This window comes from Actinokineospora globicatena, from assembly GCF_024171945.1.
GTDB classification, from domain to species: Bacteria; Actinomycetota; Actinomycetes; order Mycobacteriales; family Pseudonocardiaceae; genus Actinokineospora; species Actinokineospora globicatena.
The window spans coordinates 110,952-137,928 of record NZ_JAMTCR010000008.1 but is presented as its reverse complement, the minus strand read 5'-3'; the positions used below and the strand labels follow the sequence as shown (position 1 = coordinate 137,928).

At 70.9% G+C, this 26,977-nt stretch carries 21 protein-coding genes; 9 read left to right on the top strand and 12 right to left on the bottom strand.

Annotated features, from left to right (window positions below; translation table 11 throughout):
* Positions 1–91 precede the first annotated feature (91 nt).
* The 3 genes from LV79_RS32815 to LV79_RS32805 form a co-directional block, all read right to left on the bottom strand.
* Complete coding sequence (locus LV79_RS32815; RefSeq protein ID WP_253842208.1) at positions 92–3,424, bottom strand: RNA polymerase sigma factor; 3,333 nt, start codon at positions 3,422–3,424, stop codon at positions 92–94.
* A 216-nt stretch (positions 3,425–3,640) separates the two neighbouring features.
* Complete coding sequence (locus tag LV79_RS32810) at positions 3,641–4,717, bottom strand: DmpA family aminopeptidase (protein ID WP_253842207.1); 1,077 nt, start codon at positions 4,715–4,717, stop codon at positions 3,641–3,643.
* A gap of 1 nt (position 4,718) precedes the next feature.
* Entirely contained in the window at positions 4,719–5,324 is a 606-nt protein-coding gene (locus LV79_RS32805; protein ID WP_253842206.1) for a TetR/AcrR family transcriptional regulator, read from the bottom strand.
* A gap of 138 nt (positions 5,325–5,462) precedes the next feature.
* On the opposite strand from LV79_RS32805, the gene LV79_RS32800 reads away from it, so the two are divergent.
* Positions 5,463–6,899 carry an APC family permease gene (locus tag LV79_RS32800; RefSeq protein ID WP_253842205.1) on the top strand — a complete coding sequence of 479 codons (1,437 nt, stop codon included), beginning with the start codon at positions 5,463–5,465 and terminating at the stop codon, positions 6,897–6,899.
* A gap of 99 nt (positions 6,900–6,998) precedes the next feature.
* Positions 6,999–8,186, top strand: coding sequence for an MFS transporter (locus LV79_RS32795; protein ID WP_253842204.1), 1,188 nt, complete (start codon positions 6,999–7,001; stop codon positions 8,184–8,186).
* Here LV79_RS32795 and LV79_RS32790 read toward each other — a convergent pair.
* Positions 8,140–9,603: an APC family permease gene (locus LV79_RS32790; protein ID WP_253842203.1), complete on the bottom strand. Its 1,464-nt coding sequence runs from the start codon at positions 9,601–9,603 to the stop codon at positions 8,140–8,142. The two genes, LV79_RS32795 and LV79_RS32790, sit on opposite strands and share 47 nt — an antisense overlap.
* A gap of 160 nt (positions 9,604–9,763) precedes the next feature.
* A complete protein-coding gene (locus LV79_RS32785) occupies positions 9,764–11,344 on the bottom strand; it encodes a PucR family transcriptional regulator (RefSeq protein ID WP_253842202.1) in 1,581 nt (526 codons plus the stop codon).
* 124 nt (positions 11,345–11,468) lie between these two features.
* Here LV79_RS32785 and LV79_RS32780 point away from each other — a divergent pair, with 124 nt between their 5' ends.
* Together LV79_RS32780 and LV79_RS32775 are read left to right on the top strand one after the other, a co-directional pair.
* Positions 11,469–12,959: a CoA-acylating methylmalonate-semialdehyde dehydrogenase gene (locus tag LV79_RS32780; RefSeq protein WP_253842201.1), complete on the top strand. Its 1,491-nt coding sequence runs from the start codon at positions 11,469–11,471 to the stop codon at positions 12,957–12,959.
* A gap of 19 nt (positions 12,960–12,978) precedes the next feature.
* Positions 12,979–14,355, top strand: a complete 1,377-nt coding sequence (locus LV79_RS32775; RefSeq protein ID WP_253842200.1) for an aspartate aminotransferase family protein — start codon at positions 12,979–12,981, stop codon at positions 14,353–14,355.
* Between the two features lie 129 nt (positions 14,356–14,484).
* On the opposite strand, the gene LV79_RS32770 is transcribed toward LV79_RS32775, so the two are convergent.
* Together LV79_RS32770 and LV79_RS32765 are read right to left on the bottom strand one after the other, a co-directional pair.
* Positions 14,485–15,870 carry a cytochrome P450 gene (locus LV79_RS32770; protein ID WP_253842199.1) on the bottom strand — a complete coding sequence of 462 codons (1,386 nt, stop codon included), beginning with the start codon at positions 15,868–15,870 and terminating at the stop codon, positions 14,485–14,487.
* A 363-nt stretch (positions 15,871–16,233) separates the two neighbouring features.
* On the bottom strand, positions 16,234–17,592 hold the full coding sequence (locus tag LV79_RS32765; RefSeq protein ID WP_285470705.1) for an MFS transporter: 1,359 nt from the start codon (positions 17,590–17,592) through the stop codon (positions 16,234–16,236).
* Positions 17,593–17,764: 172 nt separating this feature from the next.
* Between LV79_RS32765 and LV79_RS32760 the strand changes: the two genes are divergently transcribed.
* Positions 17,765–18,145: a MarR family winged helix-turn-helix transcriptional regulator gene (locus LV79_RS32760; protein ID WP_253842198.1), complete on the top strand. Its 381-nt coding sequence runs from the start codon at positions 17,765–17,767 to the stop codon at positions 18,143–18,145.
* Here the strand turns inward: LV79_RS32760 and LV79_RS32755 are convergent.
* From LV79_RS32755 to LV79_RS32740, 4 genes are all read right to left on the bottom strand, one after another.
* Positions 18,142–18,771, bottom strand: coding sequence for a response regulator transcription factor (locus tag LV79_RS32755; RefSeq protein WP_253842197.1), 630 nt, complete (start codon positions 18,769–18,771; stop codon positions 18,142–18,144). The genes LV79_RS32760 and LV79_RS32755 overlap by 4 nt on opposite strands.
* Positions 18,768–19,958 carry a sensor histidine kinase gene (locus LV79_RS34740; protein WP_253842196.1) on the bottom strand — a complete coding sequence of 397 codons (1,191 nt, stop codon included), beginning with the start codon at positions 19,956–19,958 and terminating at the stop codon, positions 18,768–18,770. Before LV79_RS34740 ends, LV79_RS32755 begins: the two co-directional genes overlap by 4 nt.
* Positions 19,959–19,963: 5 nt before the next feature.
* The gene (locus tag LV79_RS32745) at positions 19,964–21,130 is read right to left on the bottom strand and encodes a DUF418 domain-containing protein (RefSeq protein WP_253842195.1); all 1,167 of its coding nucleotides are present in this window, start codon (positions 21,128–21,130) and stop codon (positions 19,964–19,966) included.
* A gap of 641 nt (positions 21,131–21,771) precedes the next feature.
* Positions 21,772–23,394, bottom strand: a complete 1,623-nt coding sequence (locus LV79_RS32740; RefSeq protein ID WP_253842194.1) for a fibronectin type III domain-containing protein — start codon at positions 23,392–23,394, stop codon at positions 21,772–21,774.
* A gap of 292 nt (positions 23,395–23,686) precedes the next feature.
* On the opposite strand from LV79_RS32740, the gene LV79_RS32735 reads away from it, so the two are divergent.
* The 4 genes from LV79_RS32735 to LV79_RS32720 all read left to right on the top strand — a co-directional run bounded on the left by LV79_RS32735 (position 23,687) and on the right by LV79_RS32720 (position 26,070).
* Positions 23,687–24,127, top strand: coding sequence for a hypothetical protein (locus tag LV79_RS32735; protein WP_253842193.1), 441 nt, complete (start codon positions 23,687–23,689; stop codon positions 24,125–24,127).
* A gap of 205 nt (positions 24,128–24,332) precedes the next feature.
* Positions 24,333–25,121 carry a peptidase M10A gene (locus LV79_RS32730; RefSeq protein WP_253842192.1) on the top strand — a complete coding sequence of 263 codons (789 nt, stop codon included), beginning with the start codon at positions 24,333–24,335 and terminating at the stop codon, positions 25,119–25,121.
* 83 nt (positions 25,122–25,204) lie between these two features.
* Complete coding sequence (locus tag LV79_RS32725) at positions 25,205–25,552, top strand: ArsR/SmtB family transcription factor (protein ID WP_253842191.1); 348 nt, start codon at positions 25,205–25,207, stop codon at positions 25,550–25,552.
* Positions 25,549–26,070: an SRPBCC family protein gene (locus LV79_RS32720; protein WP_253842190.1), complete on the top strand. Its 522-nt coding sequence runs from the start codon at positions 25,549–25,551 to the stop codon at positions 26,068–26,070. Before LV79_RS32725 ends, LV79_RS32720 begins: the two co-directional genes overlap by 4 nt.
* On the opposite strand, the gene LV79_RS32715 is transcribed toward LV79_RS32720, so the two are convergent.
* Complete coding sequence (locus LV79_RS32715; RefSeq protein ID WP_253842189.1) at positions 26,020–26,931, bottom strand: helix-turn-helix domain-containing protein; 912 nt, start codon at positions 26,929–26,931, stop codon at positions 26,020–26,022. The two genes, LV79_RS32720 and LV79_RS32715, sit on opposite strands and share 51 nt — an antisense overlap.
* Positions 26,932–26,977: the final 46 nt, after the last annotated feature.

The window sequence follows — 26,977 nt, the reverse complement described above, 5'->3', positions numbered from 1 at the left end:
TCCGGCCTTCGCCCAAACGCGGGCGTCCGACGCCAGTAGTGCGCGTCGGACGCGATGCACTGGGGCACCGCTTCCGACCAGTAGTGGCAGGTCAGGGCGCTCGGCGGAGGTAGGTGAGGCTGAAGGGGGCGTCGGTGGGGGTTCCGGTTGGGGTGCTGCAGGAGATCTGGATCGTCACCTGGGGGGCGGAGCCGTAGGAGTTCCAGGCTGGAATGGCGCAGTGGTGGGGGTGGGGGCCGAGGGTGGTGATCTGGACTATGTCGGCGGGGTAGACGGGGCGGGGGCCGAGGTCGGGGTAGGTGAGGGTGTAGCGGCCTGGGGAGCGGCGGGTCAGGGTTGGTGGGGCGCCGTTGGTGTAAGTGTGGACGAGGGTGTTGTTGTCCACTGTGGCGTAGGCGGCGGGAGTGGTCGGGTCTTGGTGTAGGCCAACGCCTTCTACGTAGGTCAGGTGCCAGGGGGTGTCGGTGGGGGCGCCTGTGGGGGTGGTGCAGTCGACGCGGATGCGGTTGGGGGTCAGGGAGGAGACGCGGCAACGGGCGGGGATCGGGCCAACGGTGCTGAGTTGGGGGTGGCCGTTGCCGGTGGTGGAAACCGGGATCTCGTAGCGGCCGGTGTCGACGCGGACGACCTCCGGGGCAGTGGAGCGCACCATCACGGCCGATGGGGATACGCGCTCGCCGAAGAAGACGGTGAACCACTGGTCTTTCGCGAGGCCGCTAGGGCCGAAGCACGCCACGTCAATGAGTTCGTCCTCGCCCTCCGGCCGGTTGTCCACAATGGAGCACATGTCGTCAGGTCCGGGGAACGGCGTGATGTGAGCTAGTCCCGACGATCCGATCCCGGGTAACCGAACCCGGTACCGGCCGAGGCCCTGGTGCACCACGGTCGGCTTTCGGACCCACAGCGCGTCGAGCAGCGGGATGCCGCGCGACCAAGTCGTCCACGCCCACTGCCCGTCCAACGTCGTCTCCACGCCCAGCGGGGTGTCGTGCGCGGTCACCCGGGCGTACCCCCACTTGGGCACCGCCGGGCCGGGCACCACCGGCCCGCGCTCGCCGACGAGTGGACCAGGCGGCCGGATCACCGCGACCCCGAACCGGCGGTCCACCGGCTTCCCGTCCGCGTCGACGCAGGCCACGGTCGCCCAGGTGTCCCCCGCCTGCTGGTACGAGACCAGGTACTGGCCGAGGCAGTGCCCCAGTGCCGAGCCGATCGCGGTCGCCAGCAGGATGTCGCCGCGCTTGCCGACGCCCCGGAAGCCGACCCGGTAGAGGCCGGTCGACACCCGTTCCGCGGTCATGTACCCGTTGGCGCTGTTGAACGAGCGGTCCGGGTCGACAGTGAGCCCGGGTGTCATCTGGGCGTATGCGCCAGGGGTGTCGGAGTGCGTCAGCGGCCCGCGTTCCACGTAGGTGAGGTGCCAGCCGGAATCCACCGGACGCCCGCCGGTGGTCCAGCACGCCACCGACAGCAGCCCCGCCCGGACTTCCTCGTTCTGGCACCGAACCGGCCCGCCGCCGTACGGGGTGACCTGGAGATAGCCACGGCCGCTGAACGCCGGAGCAAGCGAAACCTCGTACCGGCCGACGCCAACGCGCGCCACTGACGGACGCCCACCAGTAGAGTCCCAAGTATCCACAGCAGACTGTCCATTGTGTCGCACCGCCACCATGGGCGCCCCACCGACCGCGGGCTCCACGAACAGCACTCCGAACGGCGCGTCCTTGGGCGTGCCAGCGAGGTCGTGGCAGCTCACGGTGACGAACTGGTCGGCCAGCTCGGGATGGCTGTCGACCACACCGCAGGACCGGGCGTTGGCACCGGCGTAGACGGTCCTGAAGTTCACCGACACCTGCGCCACACCCCGAGCGGACGCCAACTCGGGTAACCGCAACCGGTACAGCCCCGGCCCGTCGTGCACCAAGGTCGGCTTGCGCACGCCGGCGTCAACCCAGCCGCCCCACGCGCTCTCGGTCGTCACCGGTTGCTCGACTCGCGGATCCGAGTACACAGTGGACTGCTCGTTGACCAGCACATACCCCCATCGTGAGGACCGAGGTACCACCGGCGGAGACGTGATCGGAGCGGGCCCCGCCGAGGAGTCGGCCAGCGACGGCGTCACCACCGCAGGAATCACACCCCCAGTCGGTGTTCCCGGCACAGAAGACCCGGAAACGCGCGACTCGGCCACAGACGGCTCAACCGAGGAAGTCTTGGCCCCAAATGATTCCGGCACCGGCGACGCACTGGACGATACAGGGTCAACCACAGGCTCCGCACCGACGGATGATCCCGGCGGCACCACGGGAGCGGACGACGCCGGTGGCCCGCCAGGTGCCGCCTCAGTCCGCTGGTCACCCCCGACCACCGAAGCGACGATCGCCGCCGCGACCAGCACAACCCCCGCGACCACAGCGGCGACCACGCGCCGGAACGCGTCCGGGTTCTGCACCGCCAGCTCGGTCACCGCCCGGGGCATGCTCGCCACCCGCGCGGTGACCGCCACGCGCACCCGGTCCACCACCCCCAACGGCACAGCGCTCAACGGGACAGCACCCAGCGGGACAGCGCCCAACGGAACGGCCTCCGCGGATGCCCCCGCCCGCCCGAACAGCGCGACCAGCGCCCGCCGCCGCTCCTCGTCATCCTCCGCGAGCCCGAACAAACCCGGCCCCAGAGCCCACTTGCTGTACGCGTCGACCTCGCTCGCGCGCTTGCCGCACACCTGACACCCGTTGGCGTGCTTGGTGACGGCCCGCGCACGCACCGAGTCGAGCGCAGGCTGCTCACCGACGATCGCGGCCAGTCCCGGGCAGCGGTCCCGACTCCCCCGCGCCAGCACCACGGCGACGATCATCTCCTCGGTGCGTTCCCGCGCCCGCCCGAGCTGGCGGTTGAGGTCCGCGACCGGCATCTCCAGCGCCGCGGCCAGTTCCGTCCCGACCACCAACTGGTGTGCGGCACGGCTGAGCCGCACGTGTTCGCGCATGACCCGGGCGAGTCCGTCGGGCAGCACGGCGATGGCGTCGTCGACCGCGGCCGAGAGTTGCCGCTTGCCCAGCAGGTGCTCGAGTTCACCGGGGCTGTCCGGCACCCGGTCGAGGTCGAGCACCGGCGCCTGTGGCAGGTCGGCGAGGACGTCACCGCTCACCAGCGCCCTGGCCTTGGTCGCCGCCACGTACCGTTCCTTCAGGACGTTGCGCGCGATCCCGCCGACCCAGGCGCCCAGGTCGTCAGGCCGCGCCCCGCGCTGGATGCCCTCCAGCGCCCGGGTGACGACCTCGCTGACGCAGTCGTCGACATCATCGGCGTTGGGCAGCTTCGACCGGAAGTACGGCCGCAACGCCCCGCGCGACCGGAGGAACAACAGGCGCCGCGCCTCGGCGTCACCCGCGTGCAGCGCACCCAGCAGGTCGTCGATCATCGAACCCTCCCCGGAGAGGCAGTTCCGTCACCGTCTCCGTGGCGACCTCGTCCCGGTTCTCCCCCGATTCTGGCCAAGATCCCCCGGTCGGACGAGTACCCCACCCGAACTGTCCTGGATCTGACCGCTCCTGTTGGGCCGAACGGATTATCGGCGGCTGAGGCCGGGGCGCATCAGCCATGATCCGTCCATGGAGCGGCAGAGCTGTCGACTACGTCACGACCTGTTGAGGACCAGGTCTTGCAGTCGGTCGATCGGGAGGGCGGGTGAGCGGCGGCCCAGGCGGCCGGTCATGGTTTTGCCCGCTACCAGCGCGTTCAGGACCGCTTCCTCCACCGCGTGGACGACGGCGGTGAAGAAGTCGTCCATGCGGTTCCAGGGGATGTGGCGGAGGGTGTCGTAGCCGGGGTCGCCGGTGGGGAATGCGGAGGGGGTGAGGACGTTGCCGGTTGAGAAAGCGAGGAAGAGGTCGCCGGAGAAGTGGGAGCCGGTGGTGCCGGTGCGAGCCAGGCCGAGGGGGACGCGGCGGGCCAGGGCGGTGCATTGGCCGGGGAGCATGGGGGCGTCGGTGGCGATGACGACGATGACGGAGCCGGCGCCAGGGGGCACCATCCAGTCGCCGTCCTCCATGGGGTTGTCGTCGGCGAGGTCGGCGCCTACCGGGACGCCGCACACGGTGAGTTCCTTGCGGGAGCCGAAGTTCGCCTGGACGAACGCGCCGACGGTGTAGGCATCAGATCCATAGTGGACAGTCCGCGACGAGGTGCCGCTGCCGCCCTTGAAGGCGTAGCAGTTCATCCCGGTGCCGCCGCCGACCGAGCCCTCCGCGACCGGACCCCCTGCGGCCGCGTCGATAGCCGCGACGGCGTGCGCGGGTTGGATGTGCGGGCCGTTGATGTCGTTGAGGTACCCGTCCCAGGTCTCGGCGACCACCGGCAGCAGCCACTGCTCGGCGACGGCGGGCTTCTCCCGCGCGACCCAGTCGATGACGCCGCGGTGGCACGGTCCGATGGCGTGGGTGTTGGTGATGAGCACCGGGAGCCGCACCGAGCCGATCTCGTCGATGAGCGCCGAGCCGGTCATCTCCCCGTTGCCGTTCAACGAGAACCGGCCCGCCGCGCACGGCAGGTGCACGTCTTCCCGTGCGCGGGGCAGGATCGCGGTCACCCCGGTGCGCACGGCGTCGCCCGACACCAGCGTGGTGTAGCCGACCTCGACGCCGGGGACGTCGGTGATCGCGTTGTGCGGGCCGGTGTCGCCGGTCAGCCGCAGTCCGAGGTCACGGGCACGCATGTCAGGGCTCCAGTTCGCAGCGGGTGGCGTCGGTGGCGAAGGCGAGCAGGACCGCCTCGGCCTGGGCGACGGTGAACGTGGGCACGGCCTGGGTGAGGTGCAGCCCGAAGCCGTCCTCCAGGGCGACCAGCCCCCGGGCGATCGTCGTGGCGTCCCGGGTCAGGTCGAACGCGCCGGTCGCGGCCCCGGCCTCCAGGACCGCGGTGTAGAGGGCGACCTGGCGCTCGCACAGCCGGATGTGCTGCGCGGCGTACGCGGGGTCGCGGCGGGCGTGGGCGCCGAGTTCGTAGAGCAGTACGCACAACTCGTCGTCCTGGCCGGTGGGCAGGCCCGCCCGGATGGTCCGGACCAGCTTGCCGCGCGGGTCGCCCTCCTGTCTGGCCGCCTCCTCGCGGTCGACGCAGAACCGCTCGACCGCCTCGCGCTGGACCTCGAAGAGCAGGTCGGCCAGGGAGGGGAAGTAGTACAGGACCGAACCGGTGGACATCGACGCCAGGTCGGCGACGTCGCGCAGCCGCAGGTCGAGCACGCCCCGGTCCAGGACGGCCTGACGGGCGGCGGCGATCAGCTCGCCGCGCCGGTGGTGCGCTCGGCTTGGTCTCGGCATGGCCGCCATTGTTCAACCGCCCGTCAAAGAACGCAAGAGTCTCCGTCTGTGGTCATACCGTTTCGAATCCTGGTATTGACGCGCGGCTCGCCGAGTTCTTTGATGACCAGTCAAAGAACCGCGTCCGAGGAGACCGCCATGCCGGATCCGTCGCCGTCGTCCCCACTCCCACCGTCCACACCGAACTCCCCACCGCCGACCCCGGCGCTGCGCCGGGGGCTGAAGGTGCTCGGCACCCTGCTCATCACGCTCTCGGCGATCTCGCCCGCGTCCTCGGTGTTCATCATCGCGCCGGGAGTCGTGGCCCAGGCGGGCAGCGGCGCGTTCTGGAGCTTCGTGATCGCCGCCGTCGTCGGGGTGTTCATGGCGTTCGTCTACGCGGAGCTCGCCTCGGCGTACCCGTTGAGCGGCGGCGAGTACGCCATCGTGGCCCGCACCCTTGGCCGGTTGCCCGGGTTCGTCACCCTCGGCCTGCTGCTGGTCACCCAGCTGCTGATCATCGCGGTGATCGCCCTCGGCGTCGGCACCTACCTGGAGGTCCTGATCCCCGGCCTGCCCGATCCGGTGGTGGCCGCGGTGACCACGGCGGGCGCGACGGTGCTCGCGGTGTTCGACATCAAGCTCAACGCCTGGATCACCGGCGTCTTCCTGGCCATCGAGATGGTGGCGCTGGTCGTGGTGAGCGCGCTCGGCCTGTTCGACCCGGCGCGCCCGCTCGGTGAGCTGATCAGCGCCCCGGTCGCGGCTGTGGACGGCGTGGTCGGCCCGGCGGCGGCGGGGTTGGTGACGGCGGCCGCGGCGGTGGCCATCTTCTCCTACAACGGCTACGGCTCGGCGGTGTACTTCGGCGAGGAGACCACCAACGCCCACCGCGGCATCGCCAAGGCCATCCTGTGGGCGCTGGGGATCACCGTGGTCGCCGAGCTGGTGCCGGTCACCGCCGTGCTGCTCGGCGCGCCCTCGCTGCCGGAGTTGTTCGCCGCGGACAACATGATGAGCTACTTCGTCACGGCCAAGGCGGGCTCGACGGTGAACACGGTCATCAGCCTGGCGATCGCGCTGGCCATCCTCAACGCGGTGCTGGCGATCATCCTCATCACCGCGCGGATGGTGTTCAGCACCGGCCGGGACGCGGCGTGGCCCGGCACGATCAGCCGGGGCCTGGCCGCGATCCACCCCAAGGCCGGGACGCCGTGGATCGCCACGCTGGCCACCGGCGCGTTCGCCACCGCGTTGTGCTTCGCCGACAAGGACTTCCTGCTCGTGGTGACCGCGACCTCCATCGTCGCGGTGTACGCGGCACTGTGCCTCGCGGTGATCAACGGGCGACGCACCGGGGCCACCGCGCACGCGGCGTACCGGATGCCGTGGTTCCCGGTCGCGCCGGTGGTCGCGTTGGCCGCACTGGCTTACGTCATCTGGCAGAACGCGCTCGACCCGGTCATCGGACGGCCCAGTCTGGCGATCACCGTCGGTATCGGCGTCGCGGCGGCGCTCTACTACGCGCTGGTGCTGCACAGGCGCGGCCGGTGGGAACTGCGCGGGCCGGAGGAGGCGGAGACCACAGCGGGCTAGCCGGTCGGCCGGGTCCCACCGCGGGCCCGGCCTGCTACCGTGCGGTGTTTGGTGGCTTTGGGCCTGGGGGGTCGCACGAGTGCTGATCAGTGTCACGCGATGAGCACAGCCAGCACACCACCGAGGCAGGTGTTGACACCGGAACTGGCGGTGTTGACCTTCTGCCAGTTCCTCTACTACGGCGGTCTCGCCGTCGACCTCACGCTCACCGCGCTGGTCGGCCTGCACTTGGCCCCGTCCACCGCGCTGGCCACCGTTCCCTTCACTGTAATGGCGGCGGTCGCGGTGGTCGCGTCGTACTTCGCGGGCACGCTGTCGGCCAGGCACGGGCACCGCGCGATCCTCATCGCGGGCGCGCTCGCGGCCACCGCCGGCGGCCTGGTGTCGATGTGGGCGGTGATCGCGCACTCGTTCCCCCTGCTCTGCGTCGGGACGGCCTGTGTCGGCCTGTACAAGGCGACCGGTGGCTACTTCCGTTACCTGGCAGCCGATCGAGCGCCTGAGGGCGGGCGGACGAGGGCGTTGAGCACGGTACTGCTCGGCGGTGTCGCCGCGGCATTGGTGGGGCCGTGGGCGGCGACCTGGAGCGGTGGCCTGTTCGGGACCCAGTACGCGGGGTCGTACCTGCTCGTGGCGGTGCTGGCGTTCGCCGTGGTCGTGCTGGTGCTGTTCGTCCGCGCCCACCCCGGCGGTGAAGCCGGTGAGCCGCAGTGGAAAGCGCCGATCGGCATCCGGGAAGCGAGCGGCGCGACGACGTTCCGCACCGCGATGGTGCTGCTCGGCGCGGCGTCGGGCCTGATGACGCTGCTGATGACCATGGGCCCGATCGCGGGCGCGCACCACGACCACACCGCGGGTGACGGCGCGCTGATCATCCAGTGGCACATGGTCGGCATGTTCGCGCCCGCACTGGTCAGCGGCAGGCTCGTCACCCGCTGGGGCGCGGCGCGGTGCGCGGCGCTCGGCGCGGCGACACTGGCCGCGGGCGGGATCACCAGCGCGCTCGACGATTCCGTCACCGGGTACACGGTGGGCCTCTGCCTGGTCGGTGTGGCGTGGAACCTGCTCTACGTCTCGGGCAGCCAGTACACGATCCGCAGCTACCCGCCCGGGCGCGGCGGCCGGGTGCAGGGCGCGATCGAGGCGGCGGCGGGAGGGATCACCGTGCTGGCGTCGCTGGTCTCCGCCGAGATCTTCCGCTCGCTCGGCTGGACCGGCGCCAACGTGGTGGTCGCGGTGATCAGCGGGCTGCTGCTGGTGTGGACCCTGACCGCCCTGCGCGACTAGCCCCGATGAGAACCCCTGCCACCAGCGCCACAACAGGGATGAGCGCGAGGAACACGCTCACGCCGACGCTGCCGCCGGTGACGAGGGTGAAGTTGGAGATGACCAACCACAGGCTCGCGACCAACCCGACGACAGCGGCGATCGGCGCGACGACGGTGGTCATCACCCGGCCGCGACGGGCTTGCGGATCCCGCTGGAAGAAGGCGAACACGGCGACGGAGGTCAGCAACATGAGCAGCACCATGCCCACCGTCGACACGCCCGCCATCGACCCGAAGACCCCGACGAGCGGGTCCAGGCCGACGAGGGCGAACACGACGACGAAGACGAGCGCGGTCGTGCTCTGCGCCAACGAGGACGCGGCGGGCGAGCCCTGGACCGGGTGGACGCGACCGAGCGCGGCCGGGAACGACCCCTGCGCCGCCAACGCGAACTGGTAGCGGGCGATGACGTTGTGGAACGACAGGACGCACGCGAACACACTGGTGCACAACAGGACCTGCATGATGTCGCGCAGCACCGTGCCGAGGTAGGTGCCCGCCGAGTCGAGCAACATGTTGCCGCCGTTGCTGAGCGCGGTGGTCGCGACCGCGTTCGCCTGCGACGCGCCGACGCCCTCGATGATCGCCCAGCACGACAGCGCGTAGAACACGCCGATGATCCCGACGGCCAGGTACGTGGCGCGCGGGATGGTGCGCTCGGGGTCGCGGGCCTCGTCGCGGAACACCGCGGTGGCCTCGAACCCGATGAACCCGGTGAGCGCGAACAGGACCGCGATGCCCAGCGGACCGGAGCCGATGGCGTCCGGGGTGAACGACGTGCCGGTGATGCCGTCCGCGCCGCCCTTGGCGAAGATCGCGGCGTCCAGGGCGACGACGATGGCGATCTCCAGGACCAGGGCCACGCCGAGCACCTTGGAGCTCAGCTCGATGTGCCGGTAGCCGAGCAGGCCGACGACGACCACACCGCCGAGGGCGAAGACCCACCACGGGATCGCGGGACCGCCGTAGTGCGTGACCAGGTCGCCGATCGCCCAGCCGAAGTAGCCGTACATGCCGACCTGGATGGCGGTGTAGGCCACCAGCGCGACGGACGCGGTGCCCATGCCCAGGCGCCCGCCGAGGCCCTTGGTGACGTAGGAGTAGAACGCCCCGGCGTCCTTGACGTGCGGGGTCATGGTCACGAAGCCGATGGAGAACACCAGCAGCACCAGGGCCGCGATCACGAACCCGACCGGCGCGCCCGCGCCGTTGCCGGACCCGATGGCCAGCGGCACGTTGCCGCCGATGACGGTCAGCGGGGCCGCCGCCGCGATGACCATGAAGACGATGCTCCCGACGCCGAGGCGACCGGAGAGCCGGGGCTTGCCGCTCGCGTCCCCGGTCGTACCGGGCCGCGCCACCTCGGGTTGGGTCATGCGGTGCACTGTCGATCGTGGACGGTCGGGCGGCAAGTGACGAACCGTAAAGCGTGTCGCCGGTCGAGCTACACAGTGTCAGATCCGGCCGGTGGCGGTGGGCTCGTCACCGTCGATCTCCTCCGGCGCGGTGGAGACGGCGCCGAGCTGGTGTGCGCGGTCAGGCCTGGTCGTGGGCGATGACCGCCAGGTGCAGCGACACCCGGGTCTCGGCATCGGCGATGTCGCGGCCGAGGACGTCGGAGAGGCGCTTGAGCCGGGCGTAGACGGCGGGCCTGCTCAGGTGCAGGGCACGGGCGAGCACGGCGACGTTGCCGTTGGCGGCGAGGTAGGAGCGCAGCAGCTCCAGGAGGTCCTGCTCGGCCGGGCGGCTGAGCAGCGGGTGCAGTTGCAGCTCGGCGAACTGGTGCAGCCGGGGGTCGGCGCGCAGCGACCACAGCAGGCCCCGCGCGCCCAGGTCGCGGGTGCGGTAGACCTCGCGGGCACCGACCCGGCCCTGGTCGGCGGCCACGGCGTCGGCGATGTGCGTCGCCTCCTCCAGCGCGGCGGACAGGCCGGAGAACCGGGTGGCCGGGGTCGCGGCGGCGACGACCAGCCCGGCGGGCAGGCGCGGCTGGGTGGACAAAGCGGCGAGGAACGAGCGGACGGCGGCGGGTTCGTCGGTCTCGGCGGGGCAGGAGAACACGATCGCGACCCGGCCGGGCGCGGTGACGCCGGTCAGCGCGGCCCTCCCCTGGGTCCGCGCGGTCGCGGCGGCGGCGTCGAGCGCGGCGTGGTCGGCGTCGGCGGAGGGCGCCCCGGGTGTGCCGATTGCGAGGACGAGCACGGCGTAGGCGCGGCCGACCCGCAGCCCGATCGCCCGCAACCGCGCGCCCACGGCGTGCTCGTCGGTGATCTGGCCGGTCAGCAGGTCGCGCAGCATGCCGCCGTGCGCGTCCAGGGCGATGTCCTTGCCGCCGTGCAGCATCCGGGTGATGGCGAGGGTCGCGGCGGCCCGTTCCAGCACACCGGTCACCCGGTCGAGATCGGCGACGGCGAGCGGCACGACCAGCCGACCCCAGCGGCCCCGGCGCGGTCCGACCGGGGTGCACAGCCACCGCTCCGGCCCGGCCACAGCCGTGTCCCCGCCCGCGACGGCCAGCCGGGACCGGGACTCCCAGTCGCGCAGGACCTCCCCCACCCGGGTGCCGCTGAACGCGATCGCGTGGTGCGCGAGGTCCTCCAGCACGACCGGGTGCCCGCTGAGCGCGCCCGCCTGGGCGAGCACCTCCTCGGCCCGCGCGCCCTCCACGGTCAGCGTCGTGAACACCTCGTTGACCTGCTGGGTGAACCGCAGCCGCTCGTGCTGGGCGTTGACGATCCCGGCGTGCACCGCCTCGGTGATCTCCACGAACCGGACCGTGCGGCGCAGCTCGACCAGCGGGAAACCCAGGCGGCGGGCGGTGCGGACCATCGGCTCGGGCAGCGCGGGCAGGTGCGGGCCGAGCTCGACGATCAGGCCCCGCGCCCCGGCGTCGCGCAGGGCGGTCACGTAGGCGACCAGGTCGACGCCGGGGTCGGCGGCGGCGATGCCGGTGGAGAGCAGCAGTTCCCCGCCCTGCAGGGTGCCCGCGACGTTGGCGATCTCGCTGACGTGCACCCAGCGCACCGGCTCGCCCAGCGCCTGCTCGCCCGCGCGCACCCGGGGGTCACCCGCTTGGACGCTGGCGATGGCCAGCACGTCCGCCACCGTGGGGTCCATGCGCCGACGCTAGCACGGTGTTTTACACATCGTCGGGTATCGCCGCTGATCACCGGCACTGTGTAACTAGCCGGGGGCGCCCCACCTGATCGAGGCTGGGGACACCAGCGGCGAAGGGGAGCGGATGGACATCGTGCGGCACTGGATCGGCGGCGCCGAGGTGACCGGGGACCCGGGCCGCACGGCCGAGGTGTTCGACCCGGCCACCGGCGAGGTCGCCCGGCGGGTGGCGCTGGCGGGCGCGGCCGAGGTGGACCGGGCGGTCGCGGCAGGTGCGGCGGCGTTCCCCGGGTGGCGCGACACCCCGATCTCCCGCCGGACCAGGGTCCTGTTCGCCTTCCGCGAGCTGCTCGACTCGGCGGCCGACGAGCTGGCCGAGATCATCACCGCCGAGCACGGCAAGGTCGTGTCCGACGCGCGGGGCGAGGTGGCGCGCGGGCTGGAGGTCGTGGAGTTCGCCTGCGGCATCGGGCACCTGCTCAAGGGCGGCCACACCGAGAACGCCTCGACCGGGGTCGACGTGCACGGCACCCGGCAGCCGCTCGGGCCGGTCGCGGTGATCAGCCCGTTCAACTTCCCGGTGATGGTGCCGCTGTGGTTCGTGCCGATCGCGATCGCGGCGGGCAACACGGTGGTGCTCAAGCCGAGCGAGAAGGACCCGTCGGCGGCGTTGCTGCTGGCCAGGTTGTGGCAGCGGGCAGGACTACCGGACGGGGTGTTCACGGTCCTGCACGGCGACAAGGAGGCCGTCGACGGGCTGCTGGACCACCCGGACATCAAGGCCGTGTCGTTCGTCGGGTCGACCCCCGTGGCCCGGTACGTCCACCAGCGGGCGAGCGCGGCGGGCAAGCGGGTGCAGGCGCTGGGCGGGGCGAAGAACCACATGGTCGTGCTGCCCGACGCGGACGTGGACCTGACGGCGGACGCGGCGATCAACGCGGGGTTCGGCTCGGCGGGCGAGCGGTGCATGGCGATCAGCGTCGTGGTCGCCGTCGGGGCCATCGCCGATCCGCTGGTCGACGCGATCGCCGACCGGGCCCGCGCGGTGCGCACCGGTGACGGCAGGCGCGGCTGCGACATGGGCCCGCTGATCACCGCCGAGCACCGGGACAAGGTGGCGGGCTACGTGGCGGCGGGGGCCGAGGCCGGGGCGCGGGTGGTCGTCGACGGCCGCGACGTGCAGCCGGACGCGGACGGGTCCGGCTTCTTCCTCGGGCCGACGCTGCTCGACCACGTGACGCAGGCGATGTCGGTCTACACCGACGAGATCTTCGGTCCCGTGCTGTCTGTCGTGCGCGTGGAGACCTACGCCGAAGCGCTGTCTTTGGTCAACGGCAACCCTTACGGCAACGGGACCGCGATCTTCACCAACGACGGCGGGGCCGCGCGGCGGTTCGCGAACGAGGTGGAGGTCGGCATGGTCGGCGTCAACGTGCCGATCCCGGTCCCCGTCGCGTACTACTCCTTCGGCGGCTGGAAGGACTCGCTGTTCGGCGACACCCACGCCCACGGCACCGACGGCGTGCACTTCTTCACCAGGGGCAAGGTCGTGACCTCCCGCTGGCCCGACGACGGCCACCGCGGCGTCGACCTCGGCTTCCCCCGCAACGACTGACCCACGAGGAGCACCGGACATGACCCTCACCGAGCGCGACCCCGCGTCGACCGGCTCCGCCACCGCGGGCTGGGGGAACCTGTGGCCGCACTTCACCCGGCTCGCCGCCGACCGCACCCCGGTGATCACCCGGGGCGAGGGCACCCACATCTGGGACGACCGGGGACGGCGGGTGCTGGACGGGTTGTCCGGGCTGTTCGTCGTGCAGGTCGGGCACGGGCGCCGGGAACTGGCGTCGGTGATGGCGGCGCAGGCGGCGGAACTGGCGTACTTCCCGGTGTGGGGGTACGCGACGCCGCCGGTGATCGAGCTGGCCGAACGGCTCGCGGCCGCCGCACCGGGTGACCTGAACCGGGTCTTCTTCACCACCGGCGGCGGCGAGGCGGTGGAGAGCGCGTGGAAGGTCGCCAAGCAGTACTTCAAGCTGACCGGCCGCCCGCTCAAGCACAAGGTCATCAGCCGCGCGATCGCCTACCACGGCACCCCGCAGGGCGCGTTGGCGATCACCGGACTGCCCGCGATGAAGCAGCAGTTCGAACCGCTGACGCCGGGCGGGTTCCGGGTGCCCAACACCAACATCTACCGGGCGACCGAGCACGCGGACGACCCCGTCGCGTTCGGGCGGTGGGCGGCGGACCGGATCGAGGAAGCGATCCTGTTCGAGGGCCCGGACACCGTCGCCGCGGTGGTGCTGGAACCGGTGCAGAACTCCGGTGGCTGCTTCACTCCCCCACCCGGCTACTTCCAGCGGGTCCGCGAGATCTGCGACAAGCACGACGTGCTGCTGGTCTCCGACGAGGTGATCTGCGCGTTCGGCAGGCACGGCAGCACCTTCGCCTGCGCCAAGTTCGGCTACCAGCCCGACATCGTGACCTGCGCCAAGGGCATGAGCTCCGGCTACGCGCCGATCGGCGCCATGATCACGACCGACCGGGTGGTCGAGCCGTTCCTGCGCGACAAGACGGTGTTCCCGCACGGCTACACCTTCGGCGGCCACCCCGTCGCCGCCGCCGTCGCCCTGGCCAACCTGGACATCTTCGAGTCCGAGCGGCTCAACGAACGCGTGCTGGCCAACGAGTCCGCCTTCGGCGCCACCATGCGCAAGCTCCTCGACCTCCCCATCGTCGGCGACGTCCGCGGCGACGGCTACTTCTGGGCCGTGGAACTGGTCAAGGACAAGACCACCAAGGAAACCCTCACCGCCGCGGAACGCGAAACCCTCATCCGCGGGTTCCTGCCCAAGGCCCTCTTCGACAACGGCCTCTACTGCCGCCCCGACGACCGCGGCGATCCCGTCGTCCAGGTCGCCCCACCCCTCATCGCGGGCCAGGCGGAGTTCGACGAGATCGAACGCATCCTCCGCCACACCCTCACCGAGGCCACCGCCCTCCTCTAGCCCTCCCCCCACTGGGACACCGCTGTTTCACCTGAACACCGCTGGGTCGACCCGCGAGGGCGTGGCTGATCGCCGAGATCGGCTCCCGAGCCGGGTTGGGCGATGCTCGACCTAAGTTCGGTCCGGGGGCTAGTGGCGCCCGGGTTCGGCGGGAGCGGGGGTGCTGGGTTGGCGCTGGGCGGGGAGTTCGGCGGCGGTGGAGCGCGCGGTGACGCGGAGGCGGAGGTCGCGGGGACGCAGGGTGGCGGCGATGGTGGGGCGGACCTCGTTGTCGGACAAGGCTTCGACGTGCCAGCGGCTGGTGATGGCGGCGAGGACGAGGGTGATCTCGGTGAGGGCGTAGTGATTGCCGACGCACTTGCGGGGGCCGTTGCTGAACGGCAGGTACGGGGTGCGGGGCGTGGGCGCCGACGTCCAGCGGTCGAGGTCGAAGCGGTCCGGCTCGGGGTAGCGGTCGGGGCGGTGGTGGACCAGGTGCGGACTGAGGACCACCGCCGTGTCGGCCGGGATCTCGTAGTCGCCGAGCTGGGTGTCCATCGTGGTGGTGCGGGTGAACAACCAGACCGGCGGCCACTTGCGCAGCGACTCGGTGATGAGCTTGCCGGTGGTCGTCTCCGGCCCGGCCGCGACGCCCGCGGCGAGGATCGCGGGGGCCTCGGCGCGCACCCGCTCCTGCAGGTCCGGCCGGGTGGCGAGCAGGTGCAGGCTCCACGCCAGGCAGCTGGCGGCCGTCTCGGACCCGGCGATGAAGAACGTGATCAGCTGGTCGGTCAGCTCGGTGTCGGTCGACCGCCCCCTGGTCTGCGGGTCCTGCGCGGCGACCAGCGCCGACAGCAGGTCCCCGTGGTCACCCCCGCCCAAGCGCCGGTCGACGACGAGCTGGTGCAGCGTCTCCCGCAACCGCACCGTCGCCCTGCGGTAGGCCCGGTTCCCCGGCGTCGGCAGGCTGTCGAGGATCGGCGGCGTCATCATCCGCCGGTACAGCCCCGTCAGCAGCACCGCCGTGTCGTCGAGTACCTGGCCCACCTCGTCGTCGGTCAACGCGTCGGAGAACATGGTCGCCGCCACGATGCGCGAGGTGATGACCAACATCCGCGGCAACACGTCGAGCACCTCACCGTCACCCCAGTCCGCCGCCGCCGCCGTCGCCTCCCGCGCCATCACCACGGCGTAGTCGGGCAACCTGCTGGCGTGGAACGCGGGCTGCACCAACCGCCGCTGCCGCCGGTGCAGGTGGTGCGGACACGACGACAGCCCGTCCCCGGCGAACTCCCTGACCCGGTCCCAGAACGGCCCGCCCTTGTCGAAGACGTGGTCGTCGCGCAACACGTCGTCGGTCAGTTCGACGCCGCACACCACCACCGCCCGCACCGGCCCCAACCGCACCCGGACCAGATCACCGTGCTGCGACAACGACTCCAGGAACGCCAGCGGATCCCGCACCATTCTCGGCGCGTGCCCCAACAGCGGCACCGCCCCCGGCGCGGACGGGATCGAGCTGAACGGGTTCGCCATCGCTGAGTGCCTCCGGTCAGGTGCGACCCTGCTTGTCCACGCGGGAAGTCCCCGAACTCCGGGGAACTTCCCGCCCACCGTAGGCACCCCCAAGATGACCTTCCAAGGAAGATCACTCGTCCTGGTGACCCCACCGCGCTGGGGCAAGCACCCCGACATCCGCCGGTCTTCGCCGGATCCACACCCTCGACCCAGCACGGATTCGACCGCACCCGGGCACCAGCCAGGGCTTCGGCAGCAGATCGCGGACACCACCCGGACGGAGCGTCGGACAGCATGCCGGACGCGTGGCCGCGGGTCAGGCGCGATAGTGATCAAACATGGATCCTCCTCTGCGGGTGCGGGGTGTGGGTGCGGTTGCGGTCAGCTGGGCAGCGGAGCGCGGGGTCGGGACGCGCGGCGGGCCAACGGGACGAGGTTCAGCAGCAGTCCCGCGACGGCGACGCCGGTGACCAGGTTGAGGCCGGGCCGGAAGGCGCCGAGGTCGGTGGCGGTCGAGCCCGCGATCACGGCCGTGACCACGGCCAGGATGAGCGCGGAGCCGACCTGCCCCGAGGTCTGCAGCAACCCGGCCGCCAAGCCCTGTTCGGCGTCGTCGATGCCGTCGGTGCCCTGGGCCATGATCGCGCTGAAGCCGAACCCGAACCCGCCGCCGAGTAAGAGCATCGTGGGCAGGATGGCCAGCGGGTAGTCCGGTGTGGTGCCCGCCGCGACGAGGAACCACACGTACCCCAGGCTCAGCGACACCATCGAGGCGAGGATCAGCCGCTCGGTGCCGTAGCGGTCGATGAGCTTGCCGACCAGCGGTGAGCCGATGACGACGACGATCCCCGCAGGCAGCAACGCGAGCGCCATCGTCAGCGGCGCCCAGCCGAGGACGTTCTGCAGGTAGATGGTCATGATGAACTGGAAGCTGACGTAGGAGCCCATCAGCGCGACCACGCTGAGGTTGGCCCGCACCACGGTGCCGATCCGCAGGATCCCCAACCGGATCAACGGGTGCGCGATCCGGTTCTCGATCAGCACGAACGCGGTCAGCAGCGCCACGACCACGACGACGGACGCCAGCGTGATCGGCGACAGCCAGCCGCGTTCCGGTGCGGTGACCACGGTGTAGACGGCCAGCAGCATGCCACCGGTGAGGGTGAGGGCTCCCCAGATGTCGTGACCGCCGTCGGAACGCGCGGTGTCCCTGGGGATGAGCCGGATGCCGACCACCAACGCCGCCAAGGCGACGGGCACCGGCGTGAGGAACGTCCAGCGCCACCCCGCGCTGGTGAGCAGGCCGCCCAGGATCAGGCCGGACGAGTACCCGCTGGCCCCGAACACGGTGAAGATCGACAGCGCCCGGTTGCGGGCGGGACCTTCCGGGAAGGTCGTGGTGAGGATGGACATGGCGGTCGGCGCGGTGAAGGCGGCGGCGAGGCCCTTGATGAAGCGGGTCAGCACGAGCAGGACGCCGTCGTCGACCAGGCCGCCGACGAAGGAGGCCACCGCGAAGGCGGCCAGGGCGATGAGGAACACCCGGCGGCGGCCGAGCAGGTCGGCGGTGCGGCCGCCGAGCAGCAGCAGACCGCCGTAGCCGAGGACGTAGCCGTTGACCAGCCACTGCAGCGAGGACTCCGACATGCCCAGTTCCGCGCCGATCGAGGGCAGCGCGACACCGACCATGGAGACGTCCATGCCGTCGAGGAAGAGGACGACGCACAGCACGGCCAGCACTCCCCAGAGCCTGCCGGACCAGACGGGTGCCCGCGTCGGGGCGGGGACCGTGGGCGTTTCGATGAGGGACACGTCCGAAAACTACATGCTGTCGCATCTAATGCGCCAACATAATATGCCATCGGGTAAGATGCTTTGACATAAATTGCTGGCGCGTGGTAGGGTGCCCGCCATGGAGCGGGGAGCGGAGTTCGTCGACCAGTGGCGGTCGATGTCGTCGCGCTACCACGAGATCGCGTGCAGGCTCGACCGCGAGCTCGAGGAGTCGCACGGCGTGAGCATGAACGAGTTCGAGACGCTGGACCGGCTCGCCGCCCACGACGCCGAGGAGCTGCGCATGCTGGACCTCGCCGCGTCCATGTACCTCAGCCAGAGCGCGCTTTCCCGCACCGTGGCCCGCTTGGAGCGTGCGGGGTTGGTCGAACGCGCGCTGTGCGAGGCCGACCGGCGCGGCGTCTTCGTCCGCATCACCGCCGAGGGTCTGGCCCGCTACCGGGTCGCCAGCGACACGCACCGCGCCATCCTCGGCGAGCACCTCACCGCAGAGGACTAGTCCAGGATCCGGCGCTGGTACGCGGCAGCGACGGCGGACGCGCGGTCGGAGACCTCCAGCTTCGCGTAGATGTGCAGCAGGTGCGTCTTCACGGTGGCCTCGCTGACGTACAGCTCGGCGGCGGTCTCCCGGTTGGTGTTGCCGCGCGCGACCATGCCGAGCACCTCGAGCTCCCTGGCGCTGAGTTCGCGCACCGTCTGTCGCGGGCGGACCCGGCTGAGCAGCACGGCTGCGACGGACGGGGAGAGCACCGTGTCGCCCTTGGCCGCCGCGCGCACGGCACGGAACAGTTCCTCCCTGGGCGCGTCCTTGAGGAGGTAGCCGGTCGCACCCGCTTCCACTGCAGGCAGGACATCGGAGTCCGTGTCGTGGGTGGTGAGCACGAGGACCGCGACGCTCGGGACGCGCTCGCGCAGCAACCGGATCAGCGTGCCACCGCTCGGATCGGGTAAGCGCAGGTCGGTGAGCACCACGTCCGGTCGGGTCGCGGCCACCACCGCGATCGCCTCGGCACCACTCGCGGCGGCACCGACCACCTCGAAGTCCGATTGCGTGCCCAGCATCCCGTGCAGTCCGTCCCGGACGACGGGGTGGTCGTCGACCACGACGAGCCGCAGCCGGGTCATCCCGCCACCTCGATGACCGGGACGCTGACGCTGACCGCCGTCCCCGCGCCGGGACGCGACTCGATGTCGACGAGCCCCGCCAGCGACCGCACCCGGTCCCGCAGCGCCGCGAGGCCGAACCCACCCGCGGTCGACGTCACGAAACCCGCCCCGTCGTCGCGGACGTCCAGCACGATCACGTCCTCCATGTAGGACAGGGTGACGGCGACCCTGCTGGCGTGGGCGTGTCTCCCCACATTGGACAGTGCTTCCTGGGCGGCGCGGAGCAGGGTCACCTCTACCTCCGAGTGCGCGGGTCGTGGTGTCCCGGTCGTGGTGAACGTGGCGGGGATGGCGAATTGTTCGCGCCATGCCAGCACGGTCTGCCGCACCGCGTCACCGAGCCGCGCGTCGCGCAACGGCCCCGGGCGCAGCGCGTCGAGTGACCGGCGGACCTCCGCCAGGCTGGTCCTGGCCAGTTTCCGGGCCGTGTCGACCCTGCGGCGTGCCGGTCCGGGCAACTCCCCCACCGCCTCCAGTTGGGTGACGATACCGGTGAGGCCCTGCGCGACGGTGTCGTGGATCTCGCGGGCCATCCTGGCGCGTTCCTGCGCGACGCCGGTTTCCCGCGCTCGCGCGACCACCAGGTCGTGCAACCTGGCGTTCTCCTCGGCCATGGCGACGAGGGCGGTGTTGGTCTCCCTGCGCCGGACCGCTTCCCGTTCCATCGCCCGGATCATCCCGCCGATCAGCGCGGCCATCGGCGTCACGAGGGCGAGGTCGAGCACCGTCGACCGCAGGTCGGCGCCTGACACCACCAGCCACGGGATGTTCACGACGAGCACGCCGAGGTAGGCGAAGCGACCCGGCAGCACCCCGAACGCGAGCAGGTAGCAGACGGGGACGAACAGTTGGAACGCGTCGTCGCGCTGGACCAGGACGACGGTGAGGGCGAGCACGCCGAGGAAGTACCCGGTCATCGCCCACGGCCGGGGCGTCCGACCGGTCACGACCCAGGCCGGGTGCGCGACCACGAACCACCAGTGCCACACCGCGAGCACGGCCGCGATGAGCAACGTGGCCAAGCGGTAGCCCCACTCGCGGTGGTCGAACACAAGAGTCACCGCACAGGCTAAGAGCAGCAAGGCGAATGGCGCCAAGGCCCAGACCTGGTCCCACCGGTATTCGCGCTTCAGCTGTTCGTCCACGGCCCTCACCGCGCGATCTTCGCCGCTCGACCGCCATAGGTGAGACGGCGGAGCAGCACCTCGGCAGGCCCCCGCTTCCCGTTCCGTCGCAACAGGTCCGCAAGCAAGATGGAAGCGAGCCACGTTGCGAGCGCGATGATCGCGACCTCGGCAGTGCCCGCCGTCTTGCCCAACGCGAGGGTGTACGGCGAGAGGAGCGCGACGAAGACGACGGACTGGAAGAGGTAGCAGCTCAGCGAGCGTTCGCCGCACGCGGTGATGGCCAGCACCACTGGTCCACGACGATCACCGATGCGCACGGCGACCAACCCGATCAGCGCCTCGTAGCCGAGTCCGCCCGCAATGCCTGTCACCGCGTGCAACGCCGACGTGGCCCACAACATCGTTGCACCAGTCGGTGTGTAGAACCCGCCTACCGCAAGGCCCGCGGGCAAACCGCCGAGCAGAGCCAGCGTCAAGCCGATGGTCGCCGTCCGCGACAGCAACACGCGGTGCCGCGCCGGATCGCTGATCACCCCCCGCCGAGCGGCCCACGTCCCGACCAACGCGGCGCAACCGACACCGAGCATCCCGAACGGTGTCATCAACCATTCGACGGGTCGCAACGCCATCGCCTCGAACGCATCGGTGGTCTCGAAGGAGAAGAAGAACGACCGGGTGCCATCGGACGGCATCATGTACGCCGTCCCCTGCACCAGTGCGACCAGCACCGACCACAGCCCGGCCGCGACGAGCAGCGTGCGGTCCTTCACCCCGGTCAACGCGACCAGCACGAAGCCGAGCACGCCGTAGAGCCCGAGCACGTCACCCGGGAACAGCACCACCACGTGCACGAACCCGAACGCGATCAACCACCGGCTCCGCCGCCTCAGCAACCGCTTCGCGTCGCGCTCCGACACCCCCGCGTCCCGCTGCCGCTGGAACACCCGCACGACCCCGTAGGCGAACAACGCCGCGAACATCGGATACGCCCGCCCGTCGACCACGGCCACATCGACCACGCTGACCAGCCGATCAAACACCCCCTCCTCCACGATGTGCTGCCGCGCCCCGTACGGACGGCCGTAGAGGTACACCACCGAGTTGGCCACCGCGATCAGCGCGAGCATCACCCCACGCGCGAGATCCGGCGCCAACTCGCGCACTTGGACAGGACCTTCCGTCAATGCCATGCCACTAGCGTGCTGCCCGCGCCCCCACCCCGAATCGACAGAACGACCGAGCCCCGCTGTCCACCACTCGCCCACCCCCATCAACCGATCGGTGGATGCGCACCCGTCGCTCCACTCCCCCACCGCACCCCAGTCCCACTAGGCGTCTACGCCAGCGCGGCGTTCTTGGCGGGCACGACCCTCTCGCCGAACTTGCCCTCGACCTGAGTCCTCGGCCATCGCAAAGCCAAGCATCCGCCCAACTCCGCAGCCCAGCGCCGGGTTCCCCAACCCCCGCCCGTCACACCTTCGAGCGAACCCCCTTGACGGCCCCGCCGCCCCCCGCCAACCTCAGCCCGGCCCCCACCCTCTCCGGGGGGCGTCCCTGGGCCAGTCTACCGGCACCCCCCGACAGTCGATCTTGAAACGACCCCCGCAGAGATCCACATGTGGATAACTTCTGTAACCCATAAGAGGGAAATCCACGCGGCACCAACGAAAAGTCCGCTGGTCAGAGAGCCTCAAGGGACGCCAGCAGCCTCCCGGAGCCAAAGTCGGCCAACGAGTGATCATCCAGAGCCGACGCAGCAGCAAAAGTGTCCACAGTGGACATGAAGCTGCCCGGACCCCACCAGGAGTCCGGGCAGCGAGGACGAACGCGATCAGCCGGTGAAGCCCGCCGTGATGGCGGTGAACTCCCAGTTCGGGCGGTCGCGGTTGACGGCCCAGAAGGAGAGGCGGCCGATGTGGTTGGCGTTGGACCAGTCGCGGATGCGGGTCCAGGTCTGCGGGGAGGTGACCTCGCCCGCGTCGCTGCTGTTGTTCATGCCGGAGATGCCGACGTGGGCGTAGGCCTCGGCGTCGGTCCAGCCGAAGGTGGACTTGAGCTTGTTCTTGAGGCCCTCGGTGGAGTTGACCGTCGCGGCGTACATGTCCGCGGCGCCGCCGAAGTTGAACGGCATGATGGTGAAGTTGTCGATGTTGGCGTTGAGCGCCTTGGCCTGCTCGATGAGCCGGTTGCCCCAGGAGTTCGGGCCGGTGTTGAGGGTCGGGAAGGTCAGGATCGTGCGCAGGCCGGGGTTGTTGGCCTTGACGATCTTGAGGGCGGTGAGGATCCGGTCCTGCACCGCGGCGCTCTCGAACTCGTCGGTGTTCTCGATGTCGACGTCGATCGCCTTGAGGCCGTAGGCGTCGATCACCTTCTGGTACGCGCCTGCGAGCAGTTCCGCGGTCGCGCAGTTCGGGCCGAGCTTGTTGCCGCTCCAGCCGCCGATCGACGGGACGATGTCACCACCGGCGGCGCGGATGGCCTTGACGTTGTTCTCGTCGACGCCGCCCTTGAGCGGGCGCTGGCTGTCCCAGGTCGGGTTGCAGCCGTTCTGCGCGAGGATGAACGCCATGGTGAACCACTTGACGCCGGTCGCGCGCATCACGTCGGCCGCGGCGGGCGGGTTGCCCCAGCCGAGGTAGAGGTATGGCGCGGCCTGGATGAAGCGCGGGCCGGGGTTGCCGTCGTCCTTGCCCGTCGTGGCGGTCACCGCTACCGAAGACGGCGAGGTGTTGCCCGCCGCGTCCTTCGCGCGCACCGTGAAGCTGTACTGCGTGCTGGGCGACAGACCGGTGACGGTGGCGCTAGTGCCGGTCGCGGAGGTCACCTGACCAGTGCGGACGACCTCGTAGCCGCTAACGCCCACATTGTCGGTAGAGGCGTCCCACGCGAGGGAGACGCTGTTAGCGGTAACGCTGGTGACGCGCGGATTGCCAGGCGTGGTCGGCGCCTGCGTGTCGTTACCGCCACCGCCGCCAGGTCCGTCCAACGCGATGTCGTCGGCGTTGTACGTACCTTGCCCGTACCACCCGTGCAGATAGACCTCCGCACTGGTCTGACTGGCCGTGGTCGTGAACGTGATGCTGAGCTGGGTGTAGCCGGAGGCCGAGTTGGCCCACTTGACCGCGCCACCGGTGACACCGAGGTGCACGTAGTTGCCGCGCACCCAGGCGGACAGGGTGTAGGCGGTGCTCGGCTTGACCGCGACGGTCTGCGCGCAGCGGGCGTAGTTGCTGGCGGACGCGGCGCCCGCGAGGGCCTTGGTCCCGCTGCGCACCGGGGTGCTGACCACGGAGCCGGTGCCACCGGCGCAGGTCCAGCCGGTGAGGCTGCCGGTCTCGAAACCGGGGTTGGTCAGCAGGTTGTCGGCGTGGGCGGCGATCGGGGTGATCACCAACCCCGCGGTGATGAGCGCTGCGGCGCCCAAGCCGGTGAACAGGCGATGTCGGGTACGCACGGGACCTCCCGGGTGAGGTGGGCTGACGGGGAGTGCAGGGGACACGTCGGCCCAGCATCGGGAATTGGTCTGGACCATATGTCGGATTGAAGCGCGGTACCGGGAGGGTGTCAATAGTGGGGAAATCGCGGCCCACGCGGTGATTCCGATATCCGGACACCGCTGTGCGGCCAACCGCACCCTCCACAGCGGACTACCCGGATGGCCCAACGATCATGGCGTAACGCGCCGCGTACAGCGCACGAGGTGCGGAGTGCAGCGCACTTCCCCGAGCAGGAAGCGAAGGTGGCCGATGCCGTCAGCGCACGAGACCGTCACCAAGTGGGCCAACATCCACCACACGCTGACCACGTTGGTGGTCCTGGACTTCACCACCCCGTCGGTGGACTACGAGGGCAAGTCCGACGGCGGCTGGATCTACCTCAACGGCCTCACCGTCACCCTCGACGGCAAGGCCTGGAACGCGCACATCACCATCACCAAGCCCAGCAAGAAGGGTGCGACGACCGACACCTGGAACCTGTGCCACCTGACCATCACCCGCACGTCGAACCCGCACGTCTTCTACGAGGTCACCGACGACGGCGAGGTCAAGACCACCGACAAGCTGCTGGACATGACGGGCAAGAACCGCAAGGCGTCCGAGCACTACGAGGGCAACCAGATCAACGACGCCAAGGTCGTCAACGCGGTGAAGTCCGACATCGCGCAACTGTTCGCCCACCTGGCATAGCCAGCGGGACTGGGACCGCGGCCCGCCGGTCCCAGTCCAACCCCCAGGTCACAGGCCACCGCCCTCAGGCGGGCCCGCTCGCGGTCGAATCATCCCCGTACCGGCCTGTCGCGTTGCACCCGTTGCACACCCGAGGACCAACCCGTCCCACTCCCGCCCCGGCTGATTCTTGTCCCATCCAGCCAGGAGCCGAAGGGGACGCACAATGGGCCGCAACCGGATCACCGCACTAGTCGCCACCACCGTCGCGGCCTCCGCCGTCGTCGTGGCGCAGCTGCCGGTGTCCACGGCCACCGCCGACGACCGGCTCTACGTCGTCGCCGAGGCGTTCACCTTCGACGAGGCCGGGATCCCCGGCGGCGACGCCAACGCGACCACCACCGCCAAGGCCGCCGCGGACACCTCCTGCTCGGACGGCACCTACGCCCTCAAGACCTGGAAGGTCGGCACCCTGACCTGGCTGTACAACAGCGCGGGCGTCCCGGCCACCATCGCCTCCACCGCGCTGAACACCATCACCACCTCGACCAACACCGTCGCCAAGGGCACCAACCGCTGCGACCTGGCGAACCTCACCACCTCGACCTACACCTACGGCGGCACCACCACCCTCAAGCCGCAGGTCAGCTCGAACGGCAGCTGCTCCGGCAACGACGGCAAGTCGGTCACCGGCTGGGGCGCTCTCCCGACCAAGGTCCTGGCCTACACCTGCACGTTCTACAACGCGCGCGGCGTCGTCGTGGCCTCGGACACCCTGATCGACAACGTCGCCTACACCTGGTTCACGACGAAGCCCGCGAACTGCACCGGCGCCCAGTACGACCTCGAGACCACCCTGACCCACGAGCGCCTGCACACCGCCGGTCTCGGTCACGTCGACCAGGCCCGCAACGCCGCGCAGACCATGACCCCGGCCAGCTCGCCGTGCGACACCTCCCGCCGCCTGCTCGGCGCCGGTGACTACGCGGGCCTCAAGGCCCTCGCCAGCAAGTAGCCAGCACCCCAGCAGCCCCTGTGCCACCAGGCGCGGGGACTGTTCTCGGGACAAACGCGTAACCCATGGGTTACGCTTCCCGGGTGGACGAGGTGGCGGGCGCGATCGCGGACCCGGTGCGGCGGCGGATCCTGCTGATGCTGCGCGACGGGGAGCGCTCGGCCGGGGACATCGCCGCCCAGTTCGCCATCAGCCGACCGGCCGTGAGCCGCCACCTGCGCGTGCTGCGGGAGGCCGGGCTGGTCACCGACCAGGTCGTGGGGCGGCAGCGGGTCTACCGGCTGGAGCCGGGGCCGCTGCTGGCGTTGGCGGGGTGGCTGGGCGGGTTCGCCCCCGCCTCGAAGTGGGAGCCGCGCCTGGCGGCCCTGGACACCGAGGTGCGACGGGCGCGGCGGGACCGCCGGGCCCAGCGAGAGGAGGACACCGGGTGAGTGGCGAGTTGATCCGGACGGCCCTGGGCGACGAGCTCGTGGTGGGTCGCACGTTCCGGGGATCACCGGAGGACGTGTGGGCGAGCATCACGGAGTCGGAGCGGACGGCGCGGTGGTTCGGGCCGTGGGAGGGGGTCGGCGGGCAGGGCAACACGATCCGGGTGCAGATGCTGTTCGAGGAGGGCGAGCCCTGGTTCGACGCGCGGATCGAGACCTGCGACCCGCCCCGGCGATTGGGCCTGTCCGTGCTCGACGAGAACGAGTCGTGGCGGATCGACCTGCTGGTCTCCGCGGTCGCGGACGGCACGCGGTTGCGCCTGGTGCACCACCTGCGGAACCTGGACGCCATCGGCGAGATGGGGCCGGGCTGGGAGTACTACCTGGACCTGTTGGTCGCCGCCCGCGACGGCACCCCGCAGCCGACCTTCGATGACTACTACCCGCGGCTGAAGCCGCACTACGAGGCGCTAGCTCGCCCCGATGGAGTGGGCCAGGGAGTCGAGGAGCCAGGTGTGTGATTCACCGAGGGCGACCGGTTGCGCGGTGACGACCCGAACGCCTGTCCAGTAGCGGCGCATCCTGGGGTCGCGGTCCACGGCGACGTCCGCGAGCAGCGACCGCCGGAACGACGGGCTGTCCCGGTGGCCTCGGACAGCGGCGTGGGTCGCCACGAACAGGTCGAGTTCCTGGCCGGGGCCCGGCGCCTGCCCGGCCGCGACCTTGGGCAGCGCGGCGGCGCACGCGGCACCGACGCCGTCTTGGAGCGCGGCCTCGTCGGTGATCACCTTGGCGTTGGCGTGCGCACTGGCCCGCAGGCCGGCCGCCAGGGCCGGGTCGTTGACCAGGGCGACGAGCTCGGCATAGGCCACGACCTGCGCCGGGGACGGGTCGGTGGGTGGCGGCGGCGCGCTGACGTCGAGGAACATCGCCAGGGTCTCGTCGGGCACCGGGTTGGTGAAGCGGTCGCGCCAGAACACGGCGAGGACCTGGTGCGCGACCCGACCGTCCTGCGCGGCGGCGAGCAGTTCCAGGCGGGCGGCCCGCTCGGCTGGTCCTGCCTGCTCGACGGCGCTGAGGCAGGCGCGGCGCCAGGCCAGGGCGGACAGCTCGACGTCGAGTGCGGCGCGCTCGGCGGCGACGGCCTCCCCCATCGACCGCTCGCCGGTCAGCACGCTGGTGATCGCGGGCAGCCCGAGGCCCAACGCGCGCAACCTGCGGACCAGGTCCAGCCTGGGGATCGCGTCCTGGTCGAACCGGCGGTGGCCGCCGACGCTGCGGACCGGGTCGAGCAGGCCCTCGTCGCAGTAGAACCGGATGGTGCGGACGGGGACGCCGGTGCGCCGCGCGAGGTCCCCGATGCCGAGCGTGTCTCCGGTCACAGTCTGTGGAACCTCCATCCCGGTGGAGTTCCTACGGTACGGGCGT

What these genes read in the sequence shown, in the direction of transcription:
- LV79_RS32815 (WP_253842208.1), bottom strand. Translation starts at nt 3,424, where the DNA reads ATGATCGACGACCTGCTGGGTGCGCTGCACGCGGGTGACGCCGAGGCG.
- LV79_RS32810 (WP_253842207.1), bottom strand. Translation starts at nt 4,717, where the DNA reads ATGCGTGCCCGTGACCTCGGACTGCGGCTGACCGGCGACACCGGCCCG.
- LV79_RS32805 (WP_253842206.1), bottom strand. Translation starts at nt 5,324, where the DNA reads ATGCCGAGACCAAGCCGAGCGCACCACCGGCGCGGCGAGCTGATCGCC.
- LV79_RS32800 (WP_253842205.1), top strand. Translation starts at nt 5,463, where the DNA reads ATGCCGGATCCGTCGCCGTCGTCCCCACTCCCACCGTCCACACCGAAC.
- LV79_RS32795 (WP_253842204.1), top strand. Translation starts at nt 6,999, where the DNA reads ATGAGCACAGCCAGCACACCACCGAGGCAGGTGTTGACACCGGAACTG.
- LV79_RS32790 (WP_253842203.1), bottom strand. Translation starts at nt 9,603, where the DNA reads ATGACCCAACCCGAGGTGGCGCGGCCCGGTACGACCGGGGACGCGAGC.
- LV79_RS32785 (WP_253842202.1), bottom strand. Translation starts at nt 11,344, where the DNA reads ATGGACCCCACGGTGGCGGACGTGCTGGCCATCGCCAGCGTCCAAGCG.
- LV79_RS32780 (WP_253842201.1), top strand. Translation starts at nt 11,469, where the DNA reads ATGGACATCGTGCGGCACTGGATCGGCGGCGCCGAGGTGACCGGGGAC.
- LV79_RS32775 (WP_253842200.1), top strand. Translation starts at nt 12,979, where the DNA reads ATGACCCTCACCGAGCGCGACCCCGCGTCGACCGGCTCCGCCACCGCG.
- LV79_RS32770 (WP_253842199.1), bottom strand. Translation starts at nt 15,870, where the DNA reads ATGGCGAACCCGTTCAGCTCGATCCCGTCCGCGCCGGGGGCGGTGCCG.
- LV79_RS32760 (WP_253842198.1), top strand. Translation starts at nt 17,765, where the DNA reads ATGGAGCGGGGAGCGGAGTTCGTCGACCAGTGGCGGTCGATGTCGTCG.
- LV79_RS32755 (WP_253842197.1), bottom strand. Translation starts at nt 18,771, where the DNA reads ATGACCCGGCTGCGGCTCGTCGTGGTCGACGACCACCCCGTCGTCCGG.
- LV79_RS32745 (WP_253842195.1), bottom strand. Translation starts at nt 21,130, where the DNA reads ATGGCATTGACGGAAGGTCCTGTCCAAGTGCGCGAGTTGGCGCCGGAT.
- LV79_RS32735 (WP_253842193.1), top strand. Translation starts at nt 23,687, where the DNA reads ATGCCGTCAGCGCACGAGACCGTCACCAAGTGGGCCAACATCCACCAC.
- LV79_RS32730 (WP_253842192.1), top strand. Translation starts at nt 24,333, where the DNA reads ATGGGCCGCAACCGGATCACCGCACTAGTCGCCACCACCGTCGCGGCC.